Origin of the sequence: Portibacter lacus, assembly GCF_021533215.1 — a bacterium.
Lineage (GTDB): Bacteria > Bacteroidota > Bacteroidia > Chitinophagales > Saprospiraceae > Portibacter > Portibacter lacus.
In genome coordinates this window covers 195,896-221,186 of the sequence record NZ_JAJNKA010000012.1, presented here as the reverse complement: position 1 = coordinate 221,186, position 25,291 = coordinate 195,896, and the positions used below count along the sequence as shown (strand labels likewise).

Sequence of the window (25,291 nt, the reverse complement as noted above, 5' to 3'; positions counted from 1 at the left end):
TTGACCTTTTTTTTCTTAAACGTTTCACTAAATCTTCGACGTTGCCGCTCTGTCTGATTTAATCCAGAATGTTGTTTTCCACTCATAATTCTTTTAATTTGTGGTCAACTTATTTCAGGCAATGACAGTGGATAGTGGAAAATAATTCTTTCGAGTAAATTTCAAGAAGTTAAAAGCTATTATCAAATAAAATTCATTCGATCTACGATCTCAATCTTTTCTCCTGTTTATAGCTTGCCGCTCACAGCTCCAATTTCTTGTCTCATACGACACTTTTTAATATTTAACTCTTCATATTATAAATAATCATAATATAAACTTTATATTTGTATTAACTTTCGGCAACTTTAATATTGCCAAAGCGCGAATCCTGAGCGTGTATATGTCTTTATGACACAAAATTTCCTGTTAAAATATTCGTTAATCTATTTACAACAAATTGTTCATCAGCATGGCATGAACTTAAAAATATAGAATATGATGAATCTGAAAACTTGGATGTACAATAGGAATCGGATTAATTTTAAATCCCAACATAATAAGAAGTCTAAGCACAACTTATCTCAAAGAATTGCCTTCCTTGTAGATGGCAGAAAGGACTCGGATCTAAAAATCATAGAAACCTATGTCAAAAAATTACAACACCTAGGAAAAGACATTACCCTCCTTTTCCTTACCGATCATACGAGCCCAGAACAAATTAGTTTCCAAGCCTTCAATGCTAAATCATTTAACTGGTTCTACATTCCGAAATCCCCTGTTGTCATTGACTTCATTAAAAAAGATTTCGATTTGATCATCAGTTTTAATACAGAAAATATCCCTGAGCTGAATGCCATTATGGATCTTTCTAATGCTCAATTTAAAATTGGTGTCATTCATGATCACTCAGACTTATATGATTTAGTGATTAATCCTGTGAAAGAAAATTCTTGGAAGGCATATATCAAGATTCTCGAGGAAACATTAGATCAACTTTGCACTCCAGAATACAATCACTCCTCAGCTGAACTGGTGATGTAACTTATCATTTGAAAGTGTTTTGAGTTATTTGGGAAAGGACAGACATGAATTACTAACACTGTCCCCGATAAAATATTATTTTTATGCCCTTATTAATTTATAAACATTGAAATGAAAGATTCAAAGTATACAGGAACAGGAGTTGCCATCATCACACCATTCAAAAATCAAAAGGTCGATTTTGATGCCCTGACCACTGTTGTGAATCATGTAATCAGAGGTGGAGTGGACTACATCGTCGCACTCGGATCTACTGGTGAAACCGCTACGCTTAATGACCAAGAAGCGAAAGCCGTTCTCGATCATGTTATCAAAATTAATGAAAAGAGGGTGCCTATCGTCGCTGGAAATTTTGCAAGTAACAACACATTAGACCTGTGTGAGAAAATCTCTAACTATGATTTCAAAGGGATCGATGCTTTATTAATTAGCAGCCCAGCATATGTTAAGCCGTCCCAAGAAGGAATCTACCATCACTTTATGGCCCTCCAAGAGGTTTCTCCCCTACCCATCATCTTATACAATGTTCCTGGTAGAACAATGTCTAACATGTCATGGACCACAACCGTTCGACTTGCGAGAGATAGCAAAAAGTTCATTGGCATTAAAGAAGCAAGTGGTGACCTTATCCAAGCAACAAGAATCATCAAAAATAGACCAGATAACTTTTTCGTAACCAGCGGAGATGATGAAGTAGCAATGGCGATGGTCGCTTGTGGTGGTGAGGGCGTAATTTCTGTAATGGCTAATGCCTTCCCTTTGGAATTCTCGCAAATGATCGGTGCAGCTCTTGCTTATGATTTTACTACTGCTCAGAAAATTAACCTCGAACTGTATGACTTACATAAGTGGTTATACATAGAAGGAAATCCTGTGGGCATTAAGTCAGCTATGAAAGTTCTAGGCATTTGTGAAAACGATGTCAGACTACCATTACATCCACTTTCTGTAGAGAACTACAATAATTTAAAGCAAGAAATGGAGCGCATTCAGAGACTGATCGCTTAATATTCTTTTCTTTTCAAAGATATTTCATTTCCATATTTAAAGTTTTTATACCTTCGCAATTGCATAAGGTAACCCTACGTATTTTCGTAGTGTTTTAATAGGGAATTCGGTGAGAATCCGAGACTGTCCCCGCAGCTGTAAGTTTCATTCAGCTTTTTAACTACAATTCCACTGTCGAAAGATGGGAAGGATTTAAAAAGTGAAACAAGTCAGAAGACCTGCCCTGTGCAAACTTGTATTTAATGCTTTCGGTGGAAAAGCAAAAATCAATATTCTATGAATAAATGGATAGCATGTGGATTCCTTATGCTCCTATTTTGCAACGCTGCAAATGGGCAGGAAAAGGTTATTGACACCATTTATATTTCTGCATCACCACTTAGATCACAGAATTTCGGAGGACTTCAACAAACCATTAAAAACACTTCCAATGTTTCTGAAGCGATCGATCAAGCATCTTCCGTCTTTATAAAAAATTATGGCCCTGGTTCCATTGCCACATCATCTATTAGAGGTGGAAGCGCAAACCATACTTTAGTTTTATGGAATGACCTGCCCATTCAGAATCCTTTTCTAGGTTTGCTAGATCTTTCATTATTGAACACCTGGGCAGCCGATGATATCATCTTACAAAAAGGTGGTAACTCCGCCATGTGGGGATCTGGGGCAATCGGCGGTGTAATTAACTTACACCACAAACCCCAAGAGGACGGCAGAACCGTATTTGAAAACTTATTGCGTGTCGGGTCTTTTGACATGCTCCATGAACAAGCAAAACTTTCTTATAACTACAGATCGATTCAATCAAATACCAGCATCTCATTCCTGAAAGCAAAAAACGACTACCCATATACTATCGCTGGAAATCAACAAAAAAATCAAGTTAACTCCGCCCAAAAACAATACAATTTTAACCAAGATATTTTCTGGACCATCAACAAGAAAAATAAGCTTTCTTTATTCTATTGGTATGCTAATGCTTACCGAGAAACCCCACCAACCACCGTCCAAAACACGAGTGAAGCCTACCAAGAAGACCTGTCACACCGTCTTTCTATACAGTGGAATCACAAACAAAAAAACCAAAATCTAAAAGTAAAGACCGCGTTTTTCTCGGAGGACTTAGATTACACTGACCAACCTACTAATACAGCATCATACACTCATTTCGAGACCTTGATCTTAGATGGAAATTATGAATTGAAATTAAATAAATTTCAGCAATTCAGTATTGGTATGAGTCAATTCTATACCACGGTAAGCTCCCCAAGTAATTATAAGAATGAAGCTGTTGAATCAAAGACCGCAGCTTTCGTTCGGTACCAATACAAATGGTTTCAACTAAGTGGTCGACAAGAAATCGTAGATGCTAAGGTTACTCCATTTATGCCTGCATTCGCATTTGAAATTCCTATTACCAATTACTTAAAGACGAAAGGAAAAATAAGCAGAAATTATCGCCTACCGACCTTGAATGATCGTTTCTGGGCCCCTGGTGGAAATCCTGACTTACTTGCCGAATCTGGCTGGAGTCAAGAGGCAACATTGACCTATAAAAACGAAAAAATACGCGGACAAATCACTGGTTTTAACCGAATAATCGACCATTGGATTCAGTGGGCACTGATAGAAGGTGGTAGTTACTTCCAGCCTTATAATCTTAATAAAGTATGGAGCAGAGGTGTGGAAACTGAACTCCGACTGCGCTATCAGATTCGCAATGTAAAAATCAAGTCAACTATCGGGTACGATTATATCAAATCTACCAATACCATCGCGGTCAAATTCCCGAAAATCAACGCTGGAGACCAATTGTTCTATACCCCGACACACTCTGGGTTTGCTAGTATACAACTAGATTATAGGAAATTAAACTGGAGTTATCACCACAAATTTATTGGTCAAACTTCAGGAATCAATGAAAATTTAGACGCCTACGCTATTGCAGAAATGCAATTAGGAATCAATCTGAAACGAGTCGGCATCTATGGAAGAATTAACAATATATGGAATGAACAATACCGAATCATCGAGCGAAGGCCGATGCCGGGAAGGCATTTCGAATTAGGAATAAAAACAAAAATAATTAAATGAAACACTTACTATTAATCGCAGCTTTTTTAGCTGTATTTACTGCTCAATCACAAGAGGTTGCAGGATTCGAAAATCTATTGGACGAATTAGATACATTCCAAAACAATGGCGGTGGAGGCTTTTATAATGGAAATCTTTTTTTTCCAAATAATTACAATCCAGAATATGATAGTTGGACAGACTGGGCTATTTCTTCCATGCGAGATACGGTAACTCCAGGCTACATCAACCAATATAGTTCGTATGCTGGAGGTGGAAAAGTTTCGGATGCTTATGGCGTTGCAAGTGCCTACCAACCTGTAGTTTTCAGGCTAATAGAATTAACCGCGGGGATGACGATTAATGGAATTTATATAACTAATAGTACTTTCACCGCCTTAAGCATGTTAGAAGGAGATGCATTTGCGAAAAAATTTGGTGGCGAATCAGGTGATGATCCTGACTTCTTCCTATTGACCATTAGAAAATGGTATGAAGGAGAAAGATCAGTTGATAGTATTAACTTTTACTTAGCTGACTATCGATTCGAAGACAATAGCCAAGACTACATCGTAAAGGATTGGACATATGTTGAAACCCGTTCATTAGGCCCTGCTGATAGCATTGAATTCACACTAAACTCAAGTGATGTGGGAGCATTTGGCATGAACACACCCGCTTATTTTTGTATAGATAATGTTCTTTTAGACATCGAATCTTCTACAACAATTCTAGGCGAAAGCATTGACCTAAAAATCTTCCCTAACCCAACTTCCGATATGTTATATGTCAATGGATTAGAAGATACTTCGTATTCTGCTGAAATATATGATGCAGCTGGTAGGTTAACACAACAATTCCAAAAGAAGGATAATGGTTATGATATCAGAACATTGACAAATGGAAATTACTTTTTTGTCATCAATGTCGACGGTAAGCGATTTGCCACTTCATTTGTAAAACAATAAAAATAGATGGGTCATCGGAGTATCATGAGGATTACTTTCCGGTGGCCTTTTCTATTAAGGTTCTACTTTCTATTCGTTTCAATAGTTTCTCAGAAAACTCCAGCATTTTTTGCACCTCATCCGTTCTTGCCAATTTTAATTTATTGAAAATCAATAATGCTTCTCCATTACTTTCAATGTGGTATATCGGTGAATCCTCGAAAAATCGGATCAATTGCTGATTAAAAAATGCTCTCACCGCTTCTTCATCTTCCCCCATCAATAAGAACTTACTAGAAAAGCCCGTATACATATCAAAGTCAATATCTTTATACCCCGTAAAGGCCATCACTCGATCGAATATCTTATCAAATAATCCTTCCTTCTCCATTACGAACATCGGAATCGTATCACTTAACCGCAACGTCATCACAGTCGTATGAAATACTTCAGCAGTGAAGGCCGCTCCTTCATTGAAAATCACATCTGCAACTTCCCATTGTACCTTTTGATCTGAAAAAGAACCTCTAAGGACATTAGATTTTCGCTCGATCGGTCTGATTTCGAAAAAACGGAAATTCTTAAGGTAGGAAGTATTCCAATTAGCCTGTGGGTCAAAGGTGAAATTCAACTTGCTCGCAAGGTCTCGAAGGTGGTCTTGTCGTGGAGAAAGCTTGGGAGAACTCGGACTAAGATGAATCTTAAGCGCCTTATTATGTGTAGAAGAAGAGACATGGTTTTCTAAACCCGACAGCTCTACTTCACCTCCTGTTTCTCCTTGAGCATTCACATATTCATAAAGCCTTTCGATGTAGGAAAGGCCTACTAGACGCGTTTCTGATAGGTCAATGTGGACGTTCTTTCCAGTTGGAATATTGGCTATTAATTTATTAAACTTAGGAATGGATAGAAAATTAGCGACACCTCTTACTTTAATGTCAAAACTGCCATCTTTTCTAGAGGCGAGTTGGGCATCATTTCTCAATGCTACCATAATAAACTTCCTAGCTGGTAGTCTTGCCAACAGAATCTGGACCATTAAAGTAAAGAGTGTTCCTCCTATAATCCCCATCAATAAATCCGTATATAAAGTAATGATAATGGTCACAATCATGAACAACAATTGCTCTATTCCCGAATCATAAATTTTCTTAAATACTCCGGGCGAAGCCAAACGAAAACCAATATAAACAAGGATTGCAGCAAGTGCCGCTAAAGGGACTTTCTGAATTGCTGGTGCGAGCAAAAAGAGGAATAAAATAATGAGCAATCCATGGTAAAAGTTCGACCACTTTGTTTTGGCATTATTCGTAATGTTCACGGTACTTCGAACGACCACCGTAATGACTGGCAGCCCACCGATAGCACTAGAAACTATTGTTCCAATTCCCATCCCGATTAAATCTTTATTTAGATTAGACTTCCTTCGATAGGGATCTAGTTTGTCTACAGCTTTAGCCATGGCCAATGTCTGTATCGTCGCAATTAAGGTAATGGATATCACTGCAACCCAAAACGGGAAGGTGTTTATTTTGCTGAAATTCGGAAATAGCAATGCCTTACTCAGATCATCCGGAATTCCTATTAAATATTGAGGCCCGACGATATAATCACTATCGAAAATATGGATGCTGTGCTCATCGAAAAAATTGAAGCTATACACAACGACAATGGAGATCAACAAAACCCAAAGTGTTGCTGGAAAAAAATGTAACAGTCTAGAATTAATCCTAGGAATTACCACTAGCAGTATGATCCCAATAATGGAAATTAAAGCGATAATGGGATTTATTTCTGAGAGTCTTCCAAACAATTGAAACAAATTCTCCACTGTATTCGCACCAGTCGCAGTCATTCCGAATGCAACATAAATTTGACTGGTGAAAATAATAATTCCTATGGCTACCATGACTCCTTGAATCACAGAAGAAGGAATCGTTTCGGCAATATATCCCAATTTTAGAAAACCTAGAATTACTTGTATAAATCCAGCAATGACAGTCGCAGCTAACATATAATTAATCGCCTGTCCCGTGCCATCATCTAGCGTAACAATTGCGGACAAAATGACCGCAATCAAACCTGCTGCCGGACCATTAATAGCAAGATGACTTCCTCTAAATAAGGTAACGACTACCCCACCGATAATTGCAGAAATCAAACCCGAGATAGGAGGAACTCCTGAAGCAACTGCCACACCTAATCCTAAAGGAAGAGCGACAAATGATACGCTAATAGCTGCTAAAAAATCAGATTTCCAATTTTGAACTAGTCCTTTCCATCCTTTTTCTGGTGTAACATGATGCAAGCTTTGATCTCCCAAATATGTTTGTTTAGCGCTAATAATTCCACTACATCATAAAGTAAAATGTCCACCTAATTATAGGTTTCAATAAGAATATCAGCGAATATTACATATTACTCAACAATTATGCTTTCTTCAAGAATAAAGCTTAACGTCTCCCAGTCGGAAGTGTTCAATTTCAATACACCTTTTACACTTATCTTATCATCAGCTACAAAATTACGCGGAGGAGCTTTTCTTAATCTTACATCGATTACCGTCTCTTGTCCTGCAGAACCACAGAAAAAACAACTAGCAAAAGGAGTCTTCGAAAGGATAATACTACTATCCTTTGTTGCAACTGGTATATAATAACCAGTGATCCACAACTCTTGGCCTTCAAGTTTTAATATATCTTCATCAGGATTTAGCAGACTCTTAAAAGTAAAAAATTCTTTTACGAAAATTTCTTTGAAGGTCGCTTCTTCGAATAAAATCCAATCATTCCGCTCCTGACCATACGATGAAACAGAACATAGTATTAAGCTCAAAAAAACTATAATATTAAATCTCCACTTCATTTATCGCTTCTCATTTAAGGTCTAAAGCATGAATTCCTTGATCAAAAATGATATCTACTGGAATTCCTTTTGCTGCTAATCGATCTAGATCTGATTGTAATTGAGGTCCTATACCACCTTGCTTAGAAACCAATTCTGCAACTCCGTCATAATTTCCATCTCCCTGCAAAGTTAGTATCATTTCTGACAAGGCAGACATTGCATCTTGGAACTTATCAAAATTAACCGTGTATTTCCCTGTTTTCTCATCTCTAGAAAAAGCACCCATTTCATCAAAGAAATTAAATCTAATCATATTGGCTTTTCCATGGGCAGAAGATGCGCCGAATCTCACAGACCTGAATATTCCTGCCATAAAAGTCACGATATAATCATCGAGTTCACCGTCGATTTCACCTTTTTTATGCAACTGATTAATCATGTAAAGCCCCAGCATATCCGCCTTTCCTTCCTCTAAAGCAGAAGCGTGTTCCTTCAGTGCTTTTCTTACAGTTCCCTTTCCGTCTATCGTATTCTTAATTCCTAACCCATGCGCTACCTCATGAAACATGGTATTCGCAAAAAATGCATCGAAGGTGATGTGATTTCGTTGGGAAGGATCAATTAATTCATCAGCAATCGGGATTAATATTTTTTCGAATTTTGCCTTCATGGCATTCTTCAGTTGCAACCTTCTTGTGCCTTTAGCCAATTGTACTTCTTCGTCATTGGGAAGATTAATAGCAATGGTTTTCGATCCTGCATTACAGTCTCCCGCATAATATACAACATCGTAAGCATTTAAGTCTGTATCACTTCCTGGTGATTCCATTTTATAGGCACCCGCTACCGGCAAACCCTTCTGAAGCTCTGGAAGGTAAGCAGCATATTTTTCCAACCGCTTACTCCACTCCATATCCTTAATCAGAATGAATGCTTCATGTGCCGCTTTGTAACCATACAGCTGATCTTCATAATTTTCGATAGGTCCGATAACTACATCTATAGGATTACTTTTCATATCCAGCCATGCCATATCACTTTCTTGGTATTCATCTGTTAAGACCGCTTCGGATCTTAAGGTTAGGTATTTCTTAAGTCCTGCATCTTCGGATAGCGCAGCAGCTTGTTTTAACAATTCAGATACCTTTGTTACTTCTTCTTTAAATTGGACATGATAAGGAATACTGATTAATTCACCTTTATCATCTCTTCTGATAAATGTGTACAAACTTGTCTTGTCTTCTATAGATGAAGCTTCGAATTCTGCTTTGGTCATATCTTTTGGGTAAAAATTTGACCCAGGTGCTTTTGCCCCTATTCCTTCTACAAATGGCTTATTTCCATCTAGCCGATCCCATGGACCATAGTTAATGCTAGCATAGGCTTTCATCGCATTCCCCTTCATCGAATTCATTAATTCTTCTTTGTCTCCATAGGCTTCATACCAGAACAAATCATCCATTATCTGAGCAGCTTCTATTAATAATGGAATCATTTTACGATAATTTTCGTTGAGTTCCGAGATATCTGCTTCTAGTTTAAAAGGAGTGTATTTGTGTAGCATTGAATCCTGACTCGATTTCGGAGTTGAATTCCAATCATACATCTTCAATAAAGGAGATTGATCAACTTGCATTGGTGCAGGTACTTTCTCTTCACATGATTGTAGGCAGAAAAAAAATAATAATAGCGCTAGTAGACGATTCATTGTTATCATAATTTAAAATTGAATTGATAAAAATCACTTCATTGTCTGATAATTAGTGTGCGGTATATAAAGGTACAAATCTTTGCACAAACTCATCGTTAGCCCTACGCATTATAATTTACTTTAATATTACTATCTTTGCCAACTTATTAGACGTAAACTGGCTTTGAATGTATTCAAAGAAATAATGAATTAAATGAAATTTGAAGAATTAAATATAATAGAGCCTATAATGAAGGCTCTGAAAGAAAAAGGTTATGAAGAGCCTACTCCTATTCAGGAAAAGGCAATACCAAAAGTTTTAGAAAGAAAAGATGTTCTAGGCGTTGCTCAAACGGGAACAGGTAAAACTGCCGCTTTTTCAATTCCTATTATCCAATTAATATACAATAAGGACAAGCAACATAAAGGGAAACCGATATTAAGATCTCTTATTGTAACTCCTACTAGAGAATTAGCCATCCAAATTGGTGAAAATATTCGGGAGTACTCTAAGAACACTTTCATTCGCCACGCGGTAATTTTCGGAGGTGTCAAGCAAAATGAGCAGGTTCGAGCAATGAAAAGTGGCGTTCACATTTTAGTGGCTACACCAGGAAGGCTTTTAGACTTAATCAATCAAGGTTTTATTAATCTGCGAGAAGTAAAACTTTTCGTACTTGATGAGGCGGATCGTATGTTGGATATGGGTTTTATCCACGACATCAATAAACTGATAGACTTATTACCGAAGCAAAGACAATCGTTATTTTTCTCAGCAACAATGCCGGAAAATATAGTGAGCTTATCTAGCAAGATTTTGAATAATCCAATCAAAGTGGAAGTTACTCCTGCGTCTAGCACAGCAGAGACGATCCAACAGTATATGTATTATACAAATCGGGATAAGAAACAATCTTTACTTGCCCACATTATAGAAGATAAAGGTATCGACCAAGCGCTTGTTTTTTCTAGGACGAAACATGGTGCAGATCGAATAGCAAGAAACTTGAAAAAAGTGAATATAGATGCTTCATCTATTCACGGAGATAAGTCGCAACCACAAAGACAAAAGGCACTTAAATCATTCAAAGCTGGAAACACAAGAGTACTTGTAGCTACTGATATTGCTGCAAGAGGAATAGACATTGACAAATTAAAATACGTCATCAATTACGATGTTCCGAATGAGCCAGAATCTTACGTTCACAGAATAGGTCGTTCTGGTAGAGCAGGTGAAGAAGGTGTTGCATTTTCAATTTGTGAGCCGGAAGAAAATGAATATGTAAGAGACATCGAAAAATTAATCGGTCAGCGAATAGAAATCGTTACAGAGAATCCTTTTCCACAGACGGATAAGCCGATGACTGCAGCTGAGAAGAAAGAATGGCAGAAGGAGAAAAATAGAAGGAAACAAGAATTCTTTGCGAATCGTAAAGGAAAAGGCAAAGGGAGAGGAGACCGAGACAGTAAACCTAGATCAGAAAAGCCTAAACGTAACAAACCTAAAAAGGACGTAAAAGCAAAGTCTAATCAAGATAGACCTGCAAGGCCAGAACGAAAAGTTAGTTCAGAAGGTGATGCGCCGAAAAGAAATGACAATAGAAATACAAGTAAACCTGAGGACAAGAAAAAGAGTACCAAACCTTGGACAAAAAAGAAAAGAGGTGGAAATACTGGTGGTTCTCAAGCACTGAAAGACAAATATAGATGGCCTTTAGAAAAATAAATGGGCTCTCTGGATTTTAGATTTTACATGAAAAATTGAATACAACAAGAAAATGCTTTTAAAAGAATTAGCAGAACGAAGTGAAAACAAATGTGAGTTATGCACTTCTCCAGAAGACCTGTCTGCTTACACAGTACCACCGAAAAATTCGGAAAACACGGAAGATCAGATTGCACTTTGTAGTAATTGCCTAGGGCAAGTAACCGATTACGCGACTATTGACACGAATCATATGAGATGTGTGAATGAGAGTATGTGGAGTGTTGTACCAGCTGTTCAAGTGGTTTCATACCGATTATTAAAGCAGATGCAAGACCAATCATGGGCTCAGGATGCAATAGGTATGATTTATATGGATGATGAGACTCGAGAATGGGCGGATGCTCAAGCAGATGCCGCTATTATTCACAAAGACAGTAATGGTCACGTCCTTGAAAACGGTGATACGGTTGTGCTTATTAAAGATCTAAGTGTCAAAGGAGGAGGATTCACAGCGAAGAGAGGAACTGCCGTAAGAAGAATCAGACTAGACCCTGATAATGCGAATCACATCGAAGGAAAAGTAGAAGGTCAGCAGATCGTTATTTTGACTGAATATGTGAAGAAGAGTTAGAGGATAAGTTTTTTGTCTTTAGTTTTTTAGTTTTAGAAAATCGTTCTATTGGTATTGGAATGCATTTGAAACTATTGCTTATTTTCAGGTCATTCTTTTAGATCAATTTATCAATAGCCCACTATGTTAACTATCTCAGACAACCGATCACTTAATCGTTTCGAATACAAGCAAGGTGAACATCTCGCCATTATTGACTATACTTTGAAAAATGATAAAATATACTTGATGCATACGGAAGTTCCTGAAGCTCTGGGTGGTCAAGGTATTGGTTCTGGATTAGTGAAGGCAGTATTGCAAAACATAAAGGATCGAGGGCTGAAGCTAGTTCCTTTGTGCCCCTTTGTGGTCAGCTATCTCAAACGTCATCCGGAAGAGGGATAGATTTTTTAGTCTTCTAGATTTCCTAGTTCATTTACACTGCCTAATGTCGGCTCTGCAATCCTCCCATTCACTCACTACCATCCTCGGCTTACAGATCTAAACGTTAATTGAACTTATGACTCAAGACTTATGACTTCCGACTCACGACTTCCGACTTAAGACTTCCGACTCTAGACTACTTCCTATAACATTTGTCCGCCTATTTGTCACCCCTTCATATTAGCTTTTAAGGTAATTTCTCTTATACTTTTGTGTGACTTTGTATAAAAAATTAAATACAGAACACAAATTACATATGAGCAAAAGAACTGGAATATTACTATCTCTAGCTGTCCTTTTTAGTGTGATCATTTATCAATTAAATAAGGAATCTAACGTTCTAGAAAATGAAGAACAAAAGCAGGAGAAAAAAGGCGAATTCTTAAAAGATAGCGCCTATGAAGCCCTTCATAAAGATACGGATTGGTATCGCGAAATGACTAAACCTAACGCAGATTACTTCAAAGTAAAAAATGAGTACGAAAAATACTTCGGTAGCCACAAATGGGAAAAAAGTAAACCGCGAAGCCTTGGTGAAAGTTGGTTGAAATCAAAGATCGCTTATTTAGATGCAAATGGTCACGTTCAAGATGAACCTGCTTTTGAGCCATCTAGACATACTGGAACAAACTCCGTAATGATGGGGACAACAATGTCCGTAGGTTCATGGGATATGTTGGGGCCCGTGAATAGTGCGTCAGCATCGTATTCAAGTAAATATAATCATGGTGGTTATGTATATCTAACGAGATTCGACCCCACAAACACTTCTAAGATATTTGCTTCATTTGTAACAGGCGGATTATGGATGACAACAAATAGTGGACTAGATTGGACCCTAACAGATGCCAATATGCCAGACGAGAAATATCTTGACATTGACGTTAGTCTAAGCTCTCCTAGTATTGTCTATGCCATTTCGGAAACAAGAGTGATGAAATCTACTGATGGGGGACTTACTTATTCGAATACATGGTTAACAACAAACAATGTCAGTGGAAATGGCCGCGATATTGCCGTCTCTCCTATAGATCCGAATATAGTTGTAGCTCGATGGGGTGATAAAATTTATCGAACTTCTGATGGAGGAGCCAATTGGACATCTATTCTTAGTGGATTACCTATTCATGCTATTTTCGACAGTGCGCTTACAAGTGAGATGATAGACTGGAGCACGTCAGACAACAATGTAGTTTATTGTTTAGCTACTTCTCACAATTCAGATGTGATCGTTTACCGGTCTGACGATGCAGGGCTTACTTTTTCTGCTATCCAAACCATTACGATGGTAGCACCAGCAAACGGCTTAGTTGTTGGTTGGACTAAATTAATGCTGCCATCTAACAACACCACTCATATATATGTGGCCGTTGGTTCCGGTACTAGTCAACATGCGCACCACGCCGTCCACTTATATAAACTTGATAAAACAACTGGTGCTATTGCTTCTAGTAGAATCAATATGTTAGCAGGTACATCACTAGCGAATGAACTACACCACGGTGATATTACCATGGACAGAACCAATGAAAACAATTTGATATACGGTACTTACCTTCCTAATAAACCGAATTTATCAACAGATAATGGTGCCACATTTGCGCCTAGCCCTTCAGCAGTTACGCATTCCGATTTTAGGTCTTTCGACATGATCGGTAGCAAAGTTGCTATTGGAAGTGATGGCGAACTTGCTTTATCTTCAGATGGAGCACTCACTTGTGCCACAATTTCTAATCCAATAAGCAATCACGAACTTTGGGGATTTGGTTCAGCTTTTAAGTCTGACCTTATCGCTGTAGGAACGAATCACGGACCAGTAATGATCAAAGAATCCCACAGTGGATTCGACTGGTACAATGGACCAGGTGCCGATCAACAAAACACAGATGTTAATCCGCTAGATGATCGATATATACATACTAGAGGTTACTCTCAAGATAGATTATTTAGAACAGGACCACATACCCTAACTGTAGAAAAAGGGCTATTAGATATTGGAGGATTAGAATATTTTAATAATGTGACCTACCATCCTAATCTTTACAGAACCTTAATCACCCATCATGCAGGTGGATATCCTAGCGGCAACCCTAATTTGGCCACATGGAAGAATTCATTGGTTCGCTTTGATGACGAAGGAAATACAGCTACCATTATTAAAACATTTACAAACCAGGTATTCCGAGAGAAAATCAGCATGTCTAATCCAGATGTCATGTATGTTGTGGTTGGATTAACCAATAATAAACTGTGGAAAACAACTAACGGTGGATCTTCATGGACCGATGTTACACCTTCTCCATCAGAAAGTTCCTTCCATACGAACATCTCAGATATCGCAATAAGTGATGTAGATCCTAATGAGGTATACATTGTTTATAGTGGGGTAACCTCAGCTTCTAAAGTTATCAAATCCACAAATGGTGGTGCTTCGTGGCCTACCAACTTAAATGGAACTGCTTTAGGATCTTCACCAACAACAAGAATTGTTCACCAACGTGGGTCGAATGGTGGTATATATACTGCCAATAAAAATGGCGTTTTCTACAGAAATAACACCATGTCTGATTGGGCATTACTCGGAAATGGACTGCCTGCAATGGAAATCAGATGGATATTTATCAATTACAATCTAGGAAAACTTAGAATTGGAACATCCAGAGGAGCATGGGAACATAACTTGTATGAAACGTACCCTCCAAAGGCTCAAATTTCTGCAGATAAAAATATTGTCGATTGTCCAAATTCAGAACAAGTCCAATTTAGGGATTATTCTACTGTAAGGAATGCTTCAGCCACATGGTCGTGGAGTTTTCCAGGTGGAACACCTTCAACTTCTAATCTTGAAAACCCAATTGTTTCCTATGCTGGCACACCAGATGGCAACTATGATGTCAGCCTTACGGTAACAGATGCACATGGAAGTAGTTCTCAGACTCTTTCAGGGTTCATACATTTAAACGGTAATGGTAGCGGATGTGGGACAGATACCATCCCTGGGAAATCCCTTACTGTTTCGGCAAATTCTGACGATGCCCGAACAAATGGCGCTCTTGGGATTAATACTAATACAATTACAATGAGTTGCTGGATTAAACCAAATGGTTCTCAATCTGGAAACCCAGGATTAATTACGACTGAAAGTGGATCTGCAACAGGACTTGTGATTCGAAACGGAGGTGTCGGTTATGTATGGGGAAACAAATCCTATTCTTGGAGCTACAATTCGGGACTGACGGTTCCTTCAAATGTGTGGTCGCATGTTGCTATGGTCATCACGCCAGGTTCTGCCATTATGTATTTAAATGGAAAAGCTGCGATAAACAATTCTCATGGTTCTGACGCTATTGACTTCACAAGTAAATTTTACTTTGGATCAGATAGAGGTCATTCTGGGGATCACTTTATAGGTGATATGGATGAAATAAGCATCTACGATCGCGCCTTATCGACACATGAAATCCGAGAATTAATGAACCTCACACGTAATAATCCTAATGCTGGAAGTTTGCCAAATGTGGATGCTTCATTAGTTGCCTATTATCAATTAAATGAAGGTACAGGGAAACCAATTTATGATAAAGTAGGTGGCAATCACGCCAGTCTATCCGGTGGGGCTAGTAGATCCATCTCAACCGCACCAGTAGGCGGAGGAACTTTCGAAAGAATCAATGTGAACAGCGGTGGCATTAAAGACTTTGTAAAACCTGGGGTTCAAATGACTTTTCCTTCATCTGGCACATTGCCGAATGGAGACTTAGTAGTAACTAGACTTAATGTTCCTTCTAATCATCCAGCTGGAGCGAATGTTTTACCTAACAGTCCGGTGTCTTATTATATCGTAAGGAATTATGGTAGTAATTCCACTTTTGACCCAATAAACGAGTTGAAATTTACGGGTGTTCAAGGGACGAGTTCAAGCTTGGTATCTTCACCAGGCAGCTTAAAATTATATAAGAGAGATTCCAATGCATTTGGTGCTACTTGGGGTAGCTCAATAGATGATGCCGATGAGGTAACGAATGCTGGAGGAACAGGTTCTATTGCATTTAATTCTGGATTGTCCTTGACTTCTTTCAGTCAATTTTCAACCGTAAACGAGGGAGAAAAACGAGTTGCCATTTCAGGAGTGAGACTGGGATCAGCAATGCCCACTTCAGGAACAACAATGAATACTACGCTCAATGGACAACTACCACTTACAGATCCTTATGGTCTAGGTATCACAGCAAGCTCAATACCAGCTGCGGCTGTAGATTGGGTAAAAGTAGAGTTGCGTTCAGGGGCTAATGCAGCCTCCGCAACGGTTGTTGCAGCAAGCACCGCTGGATTTATTCTAAGTAATGGTAATGTAAAAGGTATAGATGGCGGAGATTTAGTTTTTAATTCCACACCAGATGGCAACTACTTTGTTTCGATCTCTCATCGAAACCACTTAAGGATCATCACCAATGGTACAATCACTTTAGCGGCTGGATTAGCAACATTAGATATAAATTCAGCAACACTTTACTCGAATGCATCTGTAACAACGAATACACCAGCCTCGACTGTGAATGGAGTAGTTGCACTTTGGGGAGGAGATGCGAATGGTAATGGAAAGGTCAACTATATCGGTGGTACTAATGATAGAGAAGCCATATTACAACAGTTATCGTTTGTCATCAGTGGGGAAGATCTAACCTACCAAACAACAGATGTAAACATGAGTGGTAAGACAACTTATAACGGTGGTACTAATGATAGAGAAGCCATTCTGTTTCAACTAGGTTTTGTTACCAGTGCTGAGCTAAATGAGCACCATCCATAAGGCCTATTAAGCAAGTAGTTCTCCAATTATTAATAATAAATGAAATACAAAATGAAACATATATTTAATACATTATTTCTTCTTTTAGTCATTGCTACTAGCACAATAGCGAATCCGTTCGAAGTAAAACTAGTCGTGAATGATGCCGATAATACTTTAGCGGTATTATTGCGAAACACCACCTCTAATCAGCCTACGACATCACAGAATATTACCAGTATCAATATGAGATTATTGGGACAAGTCAGTGATATCATTTCCGTTGCATCTACGAATTATACCATGCAGATGCCGACAACAGTAAGTCCGAATACTCAAGTGATTACCATGTCTTCGACGGCATTACCTAGTCCAGAAGACTGGATTCAGGATCAGTGGGTAACTGTTGCTGTATACAACCTTACTCCAGGCACTTACAACGCCAATAGCTTTTCTATTCAAAGCGACTTAGATGGAGACAACTCGGATGTTCAAGATCCAATCATGAGTGTTGCTGCTGCTGGTGTGTTTAACACTCCGCTCACATTATCTGCGACTATCCTCCCAGTTGAGCTTGGAGACTTTGAGGTAAAGCAGGAAAAAGGTAATGCAAAGTTAACTTGGACCACCTATTCTGAAAGAAGTAATGAAGGATTCAACGTAGAAAAAAGCGAAGATGGAAAAAACTTTAATTCCATAGGTTGGGTAGATGGAAATGGAACAAGCAACAGACTAATCACCTACACTTTCTTAGATGAAAATTACAACCAAAAAACTAGCTATTATCGATTAAAGCAAATGGATCACAATGGGGACTTTGCTTACTCCGTAATTAGAAGTTTAGATGGTTCTGTTCGAAGCCATGAATATTCATTATTCCCTAATCCTGCTTACACGAATACATTAAATGTGCTCGGGACAGGAGATGAACAATTTACGGTTAAAATCTTCTCTACGGAAGGCAAGAAAATGTTGGAAGAAACAGGATTATCAACACAGATAGATTGTAGTAATTTAAATAGCGGTTTGTACCTCGTCCACATCAGTCAAGGAGCGAAAACAAAGGTGATTAACTGGATCAAAAAGTAAAAGTACCAATTGAATAATTGTGGTGAAATGTATTGTCATATACGTTTCACCCAGTTTTTTTTATATCAGTGTTTTTCAGCAACCATTCGTTTTTTGTTTTTAGTTTTTTGTTGTCAGGAAACTAGAGACTTTTTCAGCCTAGAGATTTCAACATTGAACCATAACACTCAAGACTTCAGACTACCGACTTTAATCCATCCCACATTCAGCTCTGCAATCCTCGCATTCACTCACTCCCATCCTCGGCTTACAGATCTAAACGTTAATAGAACTTATGACTCAAGACTTACGACTCCAGACTTTGGACTTAAGACTACCGACTTTAATCCGCCACACATTCAGCTCTGCAATCTCTCCTTCACTCACTACCTTCCTCGGCTTACAGATCTAAACGTTAATAGAACTTATGACTAAAGACTTACGACTCCAGACTTTGGACTCTCGACTTCAGACTCCAGACTCAAGACTTTAATCCATCCCACATTCAGCTCTGCAATCCTCCTCTTCACTCACTACCATCCTCGGCTTACAGATCTAAACGTTAATAGAACTTCCGACTCAAGACTCAATACTCAAGACTTCCGACTCCCGACTCCCGACTCCCATTCAACCTCTAAAAATCATCCTATTCAGCAACCAACTCCACTTCCCGCTTCTCCACATCCACCGCATTCTTACCAACGAAAACCTCAAATTTACCCAACTCCGAAACATGCTCTAAATCAACATTATAAAATTTCACCAATTCCTCCGTCAACTCGAAAGTCACCACTTTTTCCTCGCCTGGTTTCAACATGATCTTCTCGAATCCCTTAAGCTCTTTAACTGGTCGACTAATCGTTCCCACTACATCTCTGATATACATCTGAACTACTTCAGAACCTGCTACCGTACCCGTATTTTTTACCTTTACAGAAATAGTAAGTGGCTTGTTCGCGCTAAACGTTGTTCCTGATAATTCCATTTTTTCATATTCGAAAGTCGTATAAGACAAACCATATCCGAAAGGAAACAACGGCCCATTAGGAACGTCTAGATAATTAGAAGTAAACTTAGCTGCCTGTTGTCCGAAATAAGGTCTTCCAGTATTCAACATACTATGGTAAACCGGAATCTGTCCCTCATGAACTGGAAATGACGTTGTCAATTTTCCACCAGGATTCACTTTCCCAAACAATACATCACCGACCGCATTTCCGCCCTCCGTTCCTCCGAACCAAACATCTAATATCGCATCCATATTTTCCGATTCCCAATTCAAGGTCATCGGTCTTCCATTATACAACACCATTACAATTGGCTTCCCTGTTTCCTTCAGTGCCATCAATAATTTCTTCTGAGATGGTTGAAGCCCGATGTAAGCCATACTAGATGATTCACCTGTCATATCAGCTGCTTCGCCCATCACTGCGACGATGACATCCGATTGATTCGCTATTTCTAATGCTTCTTCGATCATAGCATCCGCACTTCTTTCGTCAATGACAATTTCAGGACCAAATGAATTCACCCTTCTCGCAAATTCAGGATCATCACTAATGTTTGCGCCTTTCGCATAAAGTATTTCCGCTGTAGCTCCAACTGCATTTCGAATACCCTCTATAACCGTAACTGACTTTTCTGGATCTCCAGAAACACTCCAGGTTCCTAACATATTTCTTCTCGAATCTGCTAAAGGTCCGATTACTGCTATCTTCCCTGACTTTTTCAATGGCAATATCGATCCCTCATTCTTAAGCAAAACAAAAGATTGACCTGCAACTTCTCTCGCAAATGCACGATTGCCCTCTGATAAGATTTCTTTAGCCGCGCGTTCTTCATCAAAGTATTTATACGGATCATCAAACAAGCCCAACATTTCCTTAGCCTTTAGTATCCGTCTACACGCTGTATTAATTTGCTCCATTGACACCTTCCCTTCGTTAAGCGATTTCTTTAAGGTTGTTAAGAATCCTTCTCCCACCATATCCATATCGACGCCCACTTTCAAAGCTTCAGCAGAAACCCGTTGCAAGTCCCCTACTCCATGCGCAATCATTTCATTGATTGCAGTATAATCTGTAACCACGAATCCATCAAATCCCCAATCTTCTCTTAAGACGTCTTTGAATAAATACGAATTCGCCGATGCAGGTACGTAATCAACCACATTAAAGGAAGTCATAACTGTTGCAACACCTGCATCGATCGCAGCTTTATACGGAGGCAAATACTCGTTCAACATTCTGACCTTGCTCATATCTACCGTCGCATAATCTCTCCCTCCTTCCGCAGCACCATACAATGCAAAATGCTTCACACACGCCAACATCGTCGTTGGATCTTTGAAATCCTTGCCTTGATAACCTTTCACCATCGCTGCAGCAACTGCTGATCCTAAAAATGGGTCCTCACCCGAACCTTCAGAAATTCTTCCCCATCTTGGATCACGTGAAATATCTACCATCGGTGAAAAAGTCCACATCAGCCCATCAGCTGTAGCTTCACGAGATGCTTGTCTTGCTGTCGCTTCTATCAAGTCCATATCCCATGTACAACTCAATCCCAATGGAATAGGAAATATCGTCTGATGTCCATGGATCACATCCATCCCTACGATTAACGGAATCCCCAGTCTACTTGAATCAACCGCAATTTCTTGCGCTAACCTCACTTTAGCAGCACCTCTAATTCCGAAAATACCACCCACTTGACCATTCTTGATCTTTAAATTAACATCCTTACTCACCACTTCGCCCGTCACTGCTCCTCCAGGTGTCAACAAATTAAGTTGACCGATCTTTTCTTCGAGCGTCATTTGTTGGTATATCGCTTCCACTTTCGGTGATAGCTCAACTTGAGCGCTTAAAAATTGACCTATAAAAAATAAAAAAAGTAGCGTTAAATGTTTCATTTTATGATTTTGACTTTGAAAATAAAAAAGGTAAAAAATCAGGATCAACAAATGCTTGATCCCACGAATTATGACCAGTATTTTCATATAGTGTTATTTTAGCCTTACCTCCAGAAACTTGCATTGCTCTAAGCATCTGAACTGAATATCTAGATGGTACCACAATGTCGTCGACCCCATGAAAAAACCAGAAAGGAACGGGTTTCATTGTTGCAGCTTTTTCTCTAGGGCCTACTCCACAAATCGCAATTGCCGCAGTAATTTTTTCTGGCATTCTCCATGCAAGTTCCATCGTTCCCATGCCACCCATGGACAGCCCTGCTACGTAAAACCTGGAAGGATCTACGTATTTTTCTTCCAGCATCCTATCCACAAGCGAAATCACTCGCTCCATATTCGGATTAGGCTCACCCGTCATTACCTCCATACTGCGTCCTTGACCCTTGCCTTCACTTTTCAGATCTACCCAGTAATCGTCTTTCGTACATTGTGGAAAAATCACGATTGCTGGATACTTAGCGAGAGAATCTCGAAACAACTTAGAACCGTGAATCAACTGCGCTTTATTATCCGAACCTCGCTCTCCCGCACCGTGCAAGAAAAGCATCAAAGGATATTTTTCATGCTCATCGAAATCATGCGGATACATAATGTTGTAGTTCAAGGAACCACTTTCGCTTTCGAATACCTTCGCAATATATTCGCCATTCTGAGCATGCAGCCCGCAACTTGCAAGTAATATGAATATCATTAAACGCATTTATATTTTTTTTCTCTCATTAAAAGTAAAACCAAGTTTGCCTAATCCGGCCTGAACCTCTGGGGCAGACATAAATAAATCCCAAAGCAAGCCACTTCTATAATTCTCTATCATCACTGGAATAGGGAGTTGATCTATGGCTAAATACCTTGGCAACATCCAGTCCGATTGAAAACTAAAAGCATCATAAGGCCCATACTCACCGATTAATTCTGGATTTTTTTCGTAGAGGAATTTCAGAAACTTCATGCTTTCTTCTGGTGTATATGGAAAGGACGCTAATGCAGCCGTAGGTGAAATAACACCGAGGTCGTCTTCTGGACTATGCCCTGCATATCCTGTCATAGAATAAGAAGATGTTAGTCCCCAGCACTCATCAGAATACCCTTTATATTCATAAGGATTCTCAGAACAATGCTTATGTTGAATCAAGGCGTGATTCTGGTTTAACGTCCAGAAATCTGCATATTTATCTTTAAGTTCATGCGGGTCCAATCCTAAGTGCGAATAATGCGCCCAGAACATCGGACCTACGGATTTATCATCGTGTTCATAGTGATCTAGCACTGTCGGAAGTCCGTAGTATTCTTTATCCGAAACAATGTCACCATTTCTCATATAGCCTTCATGATATGCTTTCGGATCGATTGCATGAGATGGCGAAGATGCACCTAGAACATACATGATTAAACACTCGTTATGTCCACCAACTCTGAAATTCATCTTCCATTCATATTCCGGCGACCAATGCCAAAACAAAACATTTTCACCGTTCGTATACCATTCCCAATCTATCCCTTTCCACAATTCATCCATCTTCACAGCTAAGGCTTTTTCTTGAGCATTCCCTCGTTTGAAATATTGTCTAGCAGTTATTAATCCTTGAGCTAGAAATGCTGTTTCTACTAAATCACCACCATTATCATACTTACTGAAAGGGACCATTTTTCCTTGTGGGTCTAACCAATGTGGCCATGCGCCATGAAAGCGATCTGCTTTTCCTAACCAATCCGTTAGTTGATTCAATCTATCATAGCCTTCGTCTTTGCTGATAAAACCGCGTTCTATTCCTACTATGATCGCCATAATACCAAATCCCGTTCCGCCCGTTGTGACAATGTCTTTCGGACTGTGCGGATATTCATTATCAGTATGAAATCGTTCTCTTGCAGCGCCAGAAATCGGTTCGCCAGCTTCCCACATATAATTGAAGGTTTGTAACTGAACTTTATCCAATAAAGCCTTATCTCCTTTGCTTAATTTCACTTGCTCACTTCCTATTTTAGAGGTATTGCAACCATTTAAAACAATCAGCGACATCATCAATATAAATGCTTTCATAAAAAATAATTAATAAGTAAATCCAAGTAAGTCCAATCCTGCTTTCACTTCTGGTGCTGACATGTATAAATCCCAAAGTAGACCTGTTCTATAATTCTCGATCATACAGATAATTGGACCCTGATCAATAGCAAGATATGAACTCGCATACCAATCTGCCGTAGGGTTAAACGCATCATAAAACCCGTATTCTCCCCAGAGTCGATCGCCGAGTTGATAGTAAAAAAGCCTCATCGCATCTAACGATTCTTCCGGTGTATAAGGAATAGAGCTTATCGCGGCTGTCGGTGTTATGACGCCTAGGTCATTATTCGGGCTATGTGCTGAGTAACCCTCATTATTATCACTTGCCGTAAGTCCCCAACAGTCTTTAGAATAGCCTACGAAGTTATTAGGATTGTCCATGCAATATGCTCTGTTAATTTGAGTATGCGCAACATTCTGATCCCAGTAATTCACATATTCGTCTTGCAAATTTCTTGGATCCATGCCAATGTAAGAGTAGTGTGCAAAAAACAAAGGCCCTCCTGACCCGAAGCCCGTAGGTAAATCTATTCCATAGTATGTGCCCCCATTAGTGAAGCTACCATTTCTAGTATAACCATTAATATAGGTTTCTTTGTCAATGGGATAAGTGGGTGAAGCTGCAGCTAAAGTGTAAACAATATGTGTTTCATTATGACCTCTGATCGGAAGATTCATTTCCCAATTGTATTGCGGTGACCAATGCCAAAACAATAACTTCCCATCATCTTTGTTGTACCAATTCCACTCTACGCCTTCCCAAAGCTCCGTAATTTGTTCTGCTAAAGCTACTTCTGTAGGATCGTTAGGGTTCAGATATTGTCTAACGGTAAGCATTCCTTGGACTAGGAATGCTGTTTCTACTAGGTCACCCCCGTTATCCTTGGTACTAAAGGGTTGCACCTTTCCACTTACTCCATTAATCCAGTGCGGCCATACTCCATGAAATCGGTCAGCATTTTCTAGGAAATCCATAATTTTCTGCCATCTTTCTACTGCTTCTGTTCTAGATATAAATCCTCTTTCTACACCTACGATAATCGCCATAAGACCGAAGCCTGATCCTCCAGAGGTAACTATATCGCCGCTCGTATTTCTTTCTCTTGCTAATCCACTTATTGGATGACCGAAATCCCAGAAATACTTGAAGGTTTGTTCTTGTACTTTTGTCAATAATTCTTCGTCACTGATGATCGGAAACTTAGGTGTGGAATCCAATTCCGTAAACAATTCAAAACTCACTGTTTCAAAATCACTTCCAATAGACGATGGAAAGAGTAAATTGCTTTTTGAAAAATCGGCAAGGGCTTCTGTTGTGGTCAGTTCATAGTTGGCTTCAGAAGTTTTAGACACGGAAATGCCGTAATTCTTTTTTCCTACCAATAACACTTCTTCATTTAGAACAGATACATCGATATCTTCAGATAAAGTGATCTGAAAAGTAGGACGCAAAGGGATATCGAGGTTTCTTTTTTTGGCGTTTAATTCTTTGCCTCCTTGACTAACTGATATTAAATCGAGAGGAGGTTTTACGATTTTAAAAGAGAGTGACAATCCAGGAAATTTTTCTCCATTGGCACCCATTAGTCCATCACCGATTACCAATTGGTAAGTTTCTCCAGCAATAAATGGCTCAGCTGTTTTGATAGAAATGATGGTATTTTTATCTAAGTTCTCAAAAGTTAAGTTATCGTTTCCGGGTATAGAGATTTCATTATTCGTATTAGGGTCAATGGCTGTACTGAAAGTAAGGATGATATCTCCTTCAAGCGGCACTTCTGGATTACTTCCTAGAAGTGAAACATTCCCTTTTTTAGCAGTGTTCAACTGAAAGCTACCTGGATCTGTGACAATGGGATTGTCTGTACAGGCAAGGAAGGTAAAAAGAAAGGCTATTAAAAAATATCTCATTTAAAAAGTTTAAAAAGAACTTAGACCATCGTCTGAAATAATCATTGTTCTTAAAGATTTATACAAATCGACCAAAAAGGTCGGTGACCCATATAAAAAGAGCGGAGCTCACTCTCTCCGCTCTTATCACAGGT

Annotated in this window: 16 protein-coding genes and 1 riboswitch; of the genes, 9 read left to right on the top strand and 7 right to left on the bottom strand. The window is 39.0% G+C overall.

What is annotated here, in order from left to right:
* Window positions 1-477: 477 nt before the first annotated feature.
* From L2586_RS18905 to L2586_RS18890, 4 genes are all read left to right on the top strand, one after another.
* On the top strand, window positions 478-1,023 hold the full coding sequence (locus L2586_RS18905; RefSeq protein WP_235294511.1) for a DUF6913 domain-containing protein: 546 nt from the start codon (window positions 478-480) through the stop codon (window positions 1,021-1,023).
* Window positions 1,024-1,134: 111 nt separating this feature from the next.
* Window positions 1,135-2,031 (top strand): 4-hydroxy-tetrahydrodipicolinate synthase, encoded by an 897-nt coding sequence (gene dapA, locus L2586_RS18900; protein WP_235294510.1) that lies wholly within the window; start codon window positions 1,135-1,137, stop codon window positions 2,029-2,031.
* 49 nt (window positions 2,032-2,080) lie between these two features.
* Window positions 2,081-2,271, top strand: a riboswitch (cobalamin riboswitch).
* A 36-nt stretch (window positions 2,272-2,307) separates the two neighbouring features.
* Entirely contained in the window at window positions 2,308-4,125 is a 1,818-nt protein-coding gene (locus L2586_RS18895; protein ID WP_235294509.1) for a TonB-dependent receptor plug domain-containing protein, read from the top strand.
* Complete coding sequence (locus tag L2586_RS18890) at window positions 4,122-5,072, top strand: DUF4465 domain-containing protein (protein WP_235294508.1); 951 nt, start codon at window positions 4,122-4,124, stop codon at window positions 5,070-5,072. Before L2586_RS18895 ends, L2586_RS18890 begins: the two co-directional genes overlap by 4 nt.
* A gap of 31 nt (window positions 5,073-5,103) precedes the next feature.
* Here L2586_RS18890 and L2586_RS18885 read toward each other — a convergent pair whose 3' ends face one another.
* The 3 genes from L2586_RS18885 to L2586_RS18875 form a co-directional block, all read right to left on the bottom strand.
* Complete coding sequence (locus L2586_RS18885; RefSeq protein ID WP_235294507.1) at window positions 5,104-7,374, bottom strand: SulP family inorganic anion transporter; 2,271 nt, start codon at window positions 7,372-7,374, stop codon at window positions 5,104-5,106.
* A 95-nt stretch (window positions 7,375-7,469) separates the two neighbouring features.
* The gene (locus L2586_RS18880) at window positions 7,470-7,886 is read right to left on the bottom strand and encodes a hypothetical protein (RefSeq protein ID WP_235294506.1); all 417 of its coding nucleotides are present in this window, start codon (window positions 7,884-7,886) and stop codon (window positions 7,470-7,472) included.
* A gap of 40 nt (window positions 7,887-7,926) precedes the next feature.
* Window positions 7,927-9,606, bottom strand: a complete 1,680-nt coding sequence (locus L2586_RS18875) for a dipeptidyl-peptidase 3 family protein (RefSeq protein ID WP_235294505.1) — start codon at window positions 9,604-9,606, stop codon at window positions 7,927-7,929.
* 196 nt (window positions 9,607-9,802) lie between these two features.
* On the opposite strand from L2586_RS18875, the gene L2586_RS18870 reads away from it, so the two are divergent.
* From L2586_RS18870 to L2586_RS18850, 5 genes are all read left to right on the top strand, one after another.
* The gene (locus L2586_RS18870; protein WP_235294504.1) at window positions 9,803-11,314 is read left to right on the top strand and encodes a DEAD/DEAH box helicase; all 1,512 of its coding nucleotides are present in this window, start codon (window positions 9,803-9,805) and stop codon (window positions 11,312-11,314) included.
* Between the two features lie 52 nt (window positions 11,315-11,366).
* Complete coding sequence (locus L2586_RS18865) at window positions 11,367-11,927, top strand: PhnA domain-containing protein (protein WP_235294503.1); 561 nt, start codon at window positions 11,367-11,369, stop codon at window positions 11,925-11,927.
* Window positions 11,928-12,050: 123 nt separating this feature from the next.
* Complete coding sequence (locus L2586_RS18860; RefSeq protein ID WP_235294502.1) at window positions 12,051-12,311, top strand: GNAT family N-acetyltransferase; 261 nt, start codon at window positions 12,051-12,053, stop codon at window positions 12,309-12,311.
* A 295-nt stretch (window positions 12,312-12,606) separates the two neighbouring features.
* Entirely contained in the window at window positions 12,607-17,160 is a 4,554-nt protein-coding gene (locus L2586_RS18855; protein WP_235294501.1) for a LamG-like jellyroll fold domain-containing protein, read from the top strand.
* A 51-nt stretch (window positions 17,161-17,211) separates the two neighbouring features.
* Window positions 17,212-18,228, top strand: coding sequence for a T9SS type A sorting domain-containing protein (locus tag L2586_RS18850; protein WP_235294500.1), 1,017 nt, complete (start codon window positions 17,212-17,214; stop codon window positions 18,226-18,228).
* Window positions 18,229-18,853: 625 nt separating this feature from the next.
* On the opposite strand, the gene bglX is transcribed toward L2586_RS18850, so the two are convergent.
* The 4 genes from bglX to L2586_RS18830 are packed head-to-tail and all read right to left on the bottom strand — an operon-like array spanning window position 18,854 to window position 25,157.
* Window positions 18,854-21,121, bottom strand: a complete 2,268-nt coding sequence (bglX, locus tag L2586_RS18845) for a beta-glucosidase BglX (RefSeq protein ID WP_235294499.1) — start codon at window positions 21,119-21,121, stop codon at window positions 18,854-18,856.
* Between the two features lies 1 nt (window position 21,122).
* Complete coding sequence (locus L2586_RS18840) at window positions 21,123-21,872, bottom strand: carboxylesterase family protein (protein WP_235294498.1); 750 nt, start codon at window positions 21,870-21,872, stop codon at window positions 21,123-21,125.
* Window positions 21,873-21,881: 9 nt separating this feature from the next.
* Window positions 21,882-23,222, bottom strand: a complete 1,341-nt coding sequence (locus L2586_RS18835) for a glucoamylase family protein (RefSeq protein ID WP_235294497.1) — start codon at window positions 23,220-23,222, stop codon at window positions 21,882-21,884.
* A 9-nt stretch (window positions 23,223-23,231) separates the two neighbouring features.
* The gene (locus tag L2586_RS18830; protein ID WP_235294496.1) at window positions 23,232-25,157 is read right to left on the bottom strand and encodes a glucoamylase family protein; all 1,926 of its coding nucleotides are present in this window, start codon (window positions 25,155-25,157) and stop codon (window positions 23,232-23,234) included.
* Between the last annotated feature and the right edge of the window lie 134 nt (window positions 25,158-25,291).

What these genes read in the sequence shown, in the direction of transcription:
- L2586_RS18905 (WP_235294511.1), top strand. Translation starts at nt 478, where the DNA reads ATGATGAATCTGAAAACTTGGATGTACAATAGGAATCGGATTAATTTT.
- dapA (WP_235294510.1), top strand. Translation starts at nt 1,135, where the DNA reads ATGAAAGATTCAAAGTATACAGGAACAGGAGTTGCCATCATCACACCA.
- L2586_RS18895 (WP_235294509.1), top strand. Translation starts at nt 2,308, where the DNA reads ATGAATAAATGGATAGCATGTGGATTCCTTATGCTCCTATTTTGCAAC.
- L2586_RS18890 (WP_235294508.1), top strand. Translation starts at nt 4,122, where the DNA reads ATGAAACACTTACTATTAATCGCAGCTTTTTTAGCTGTATTTACTGCT.
- L2586_RS18875 (WP_235294505.1), bottom strand. Translation starts at nt 9,606, where the DNA reads ATGAATCGTCTACTAGCGCTATTATTATTTTTTTTCTGCCTACAATCA.
- L2586_RS18870 (WP_235294504.1), top strand. Translation starts at nt 9,803, where the DNA reads ATGAAATTTGAAGAATTAAATATAATAGAGCCTATAATGAAGGCTCTG.
- L2586_RS18865 (WP_235294503.1), top strand. Translation starts at nt 11,367, where the DNA reads ATGCTTTTAAAAGAATTAGCAGAACGAAGTGAAAACAAATGTGAGTTA.
- L2586_RS18860 (WP_235294502.1), top strand. Translation starts at nt 12,051, where the DNA reads ATGTTAACTATCTCAGACAACCGATCACTTAATCGTTTCGAATACAAG.
- L2586_RS18855 (WP_235294501.1), top strand. Translation starts at nt 12,607, where the DNA reads ATGAGCAAAAGAACTGGAATATTACTATCTCTAGCTGTCCTTTTTAGT.
- L2586_RS18850 (WP_235294500.1), top strand. Translation starts at nt 17,212, where the DNA reads ATGAAACATATATTTAATACATTATTTCTTCTTTTAGTCATTGCTACT.
- bglX (WP_235294499.1), bottom strand. Translation starts at nt 21,121, where the DNA reads ATGAAACATTTAACGCTACTTTTTTTATTTTTTATAGGTCAATTTTTA.
- L2586_RS18840 (WP_235294498.1), bottom strand. Translation starts at nt 21,872, where the DNA reads ATGATATTCATATTACTTGCAAGTTGCGGGCTGCATGCTCAGAATGGC.
- L2586_RS18835 (WP_235294497.1), bottom strand. Translation starts at nt 23,222, where the DNA reads ATGAAAGCATTTATATTGATGATGTCGCTGATTGTTTTAAATGGTTGC.
- L2586_RS18830 (WP_235294496.1), bottom strand. Translation starts at nt 25,157, where the DNA reads ATGAGATATTTTTTAATAGCCTTTCTTTTTACCTTCCTTGCCTGTACA.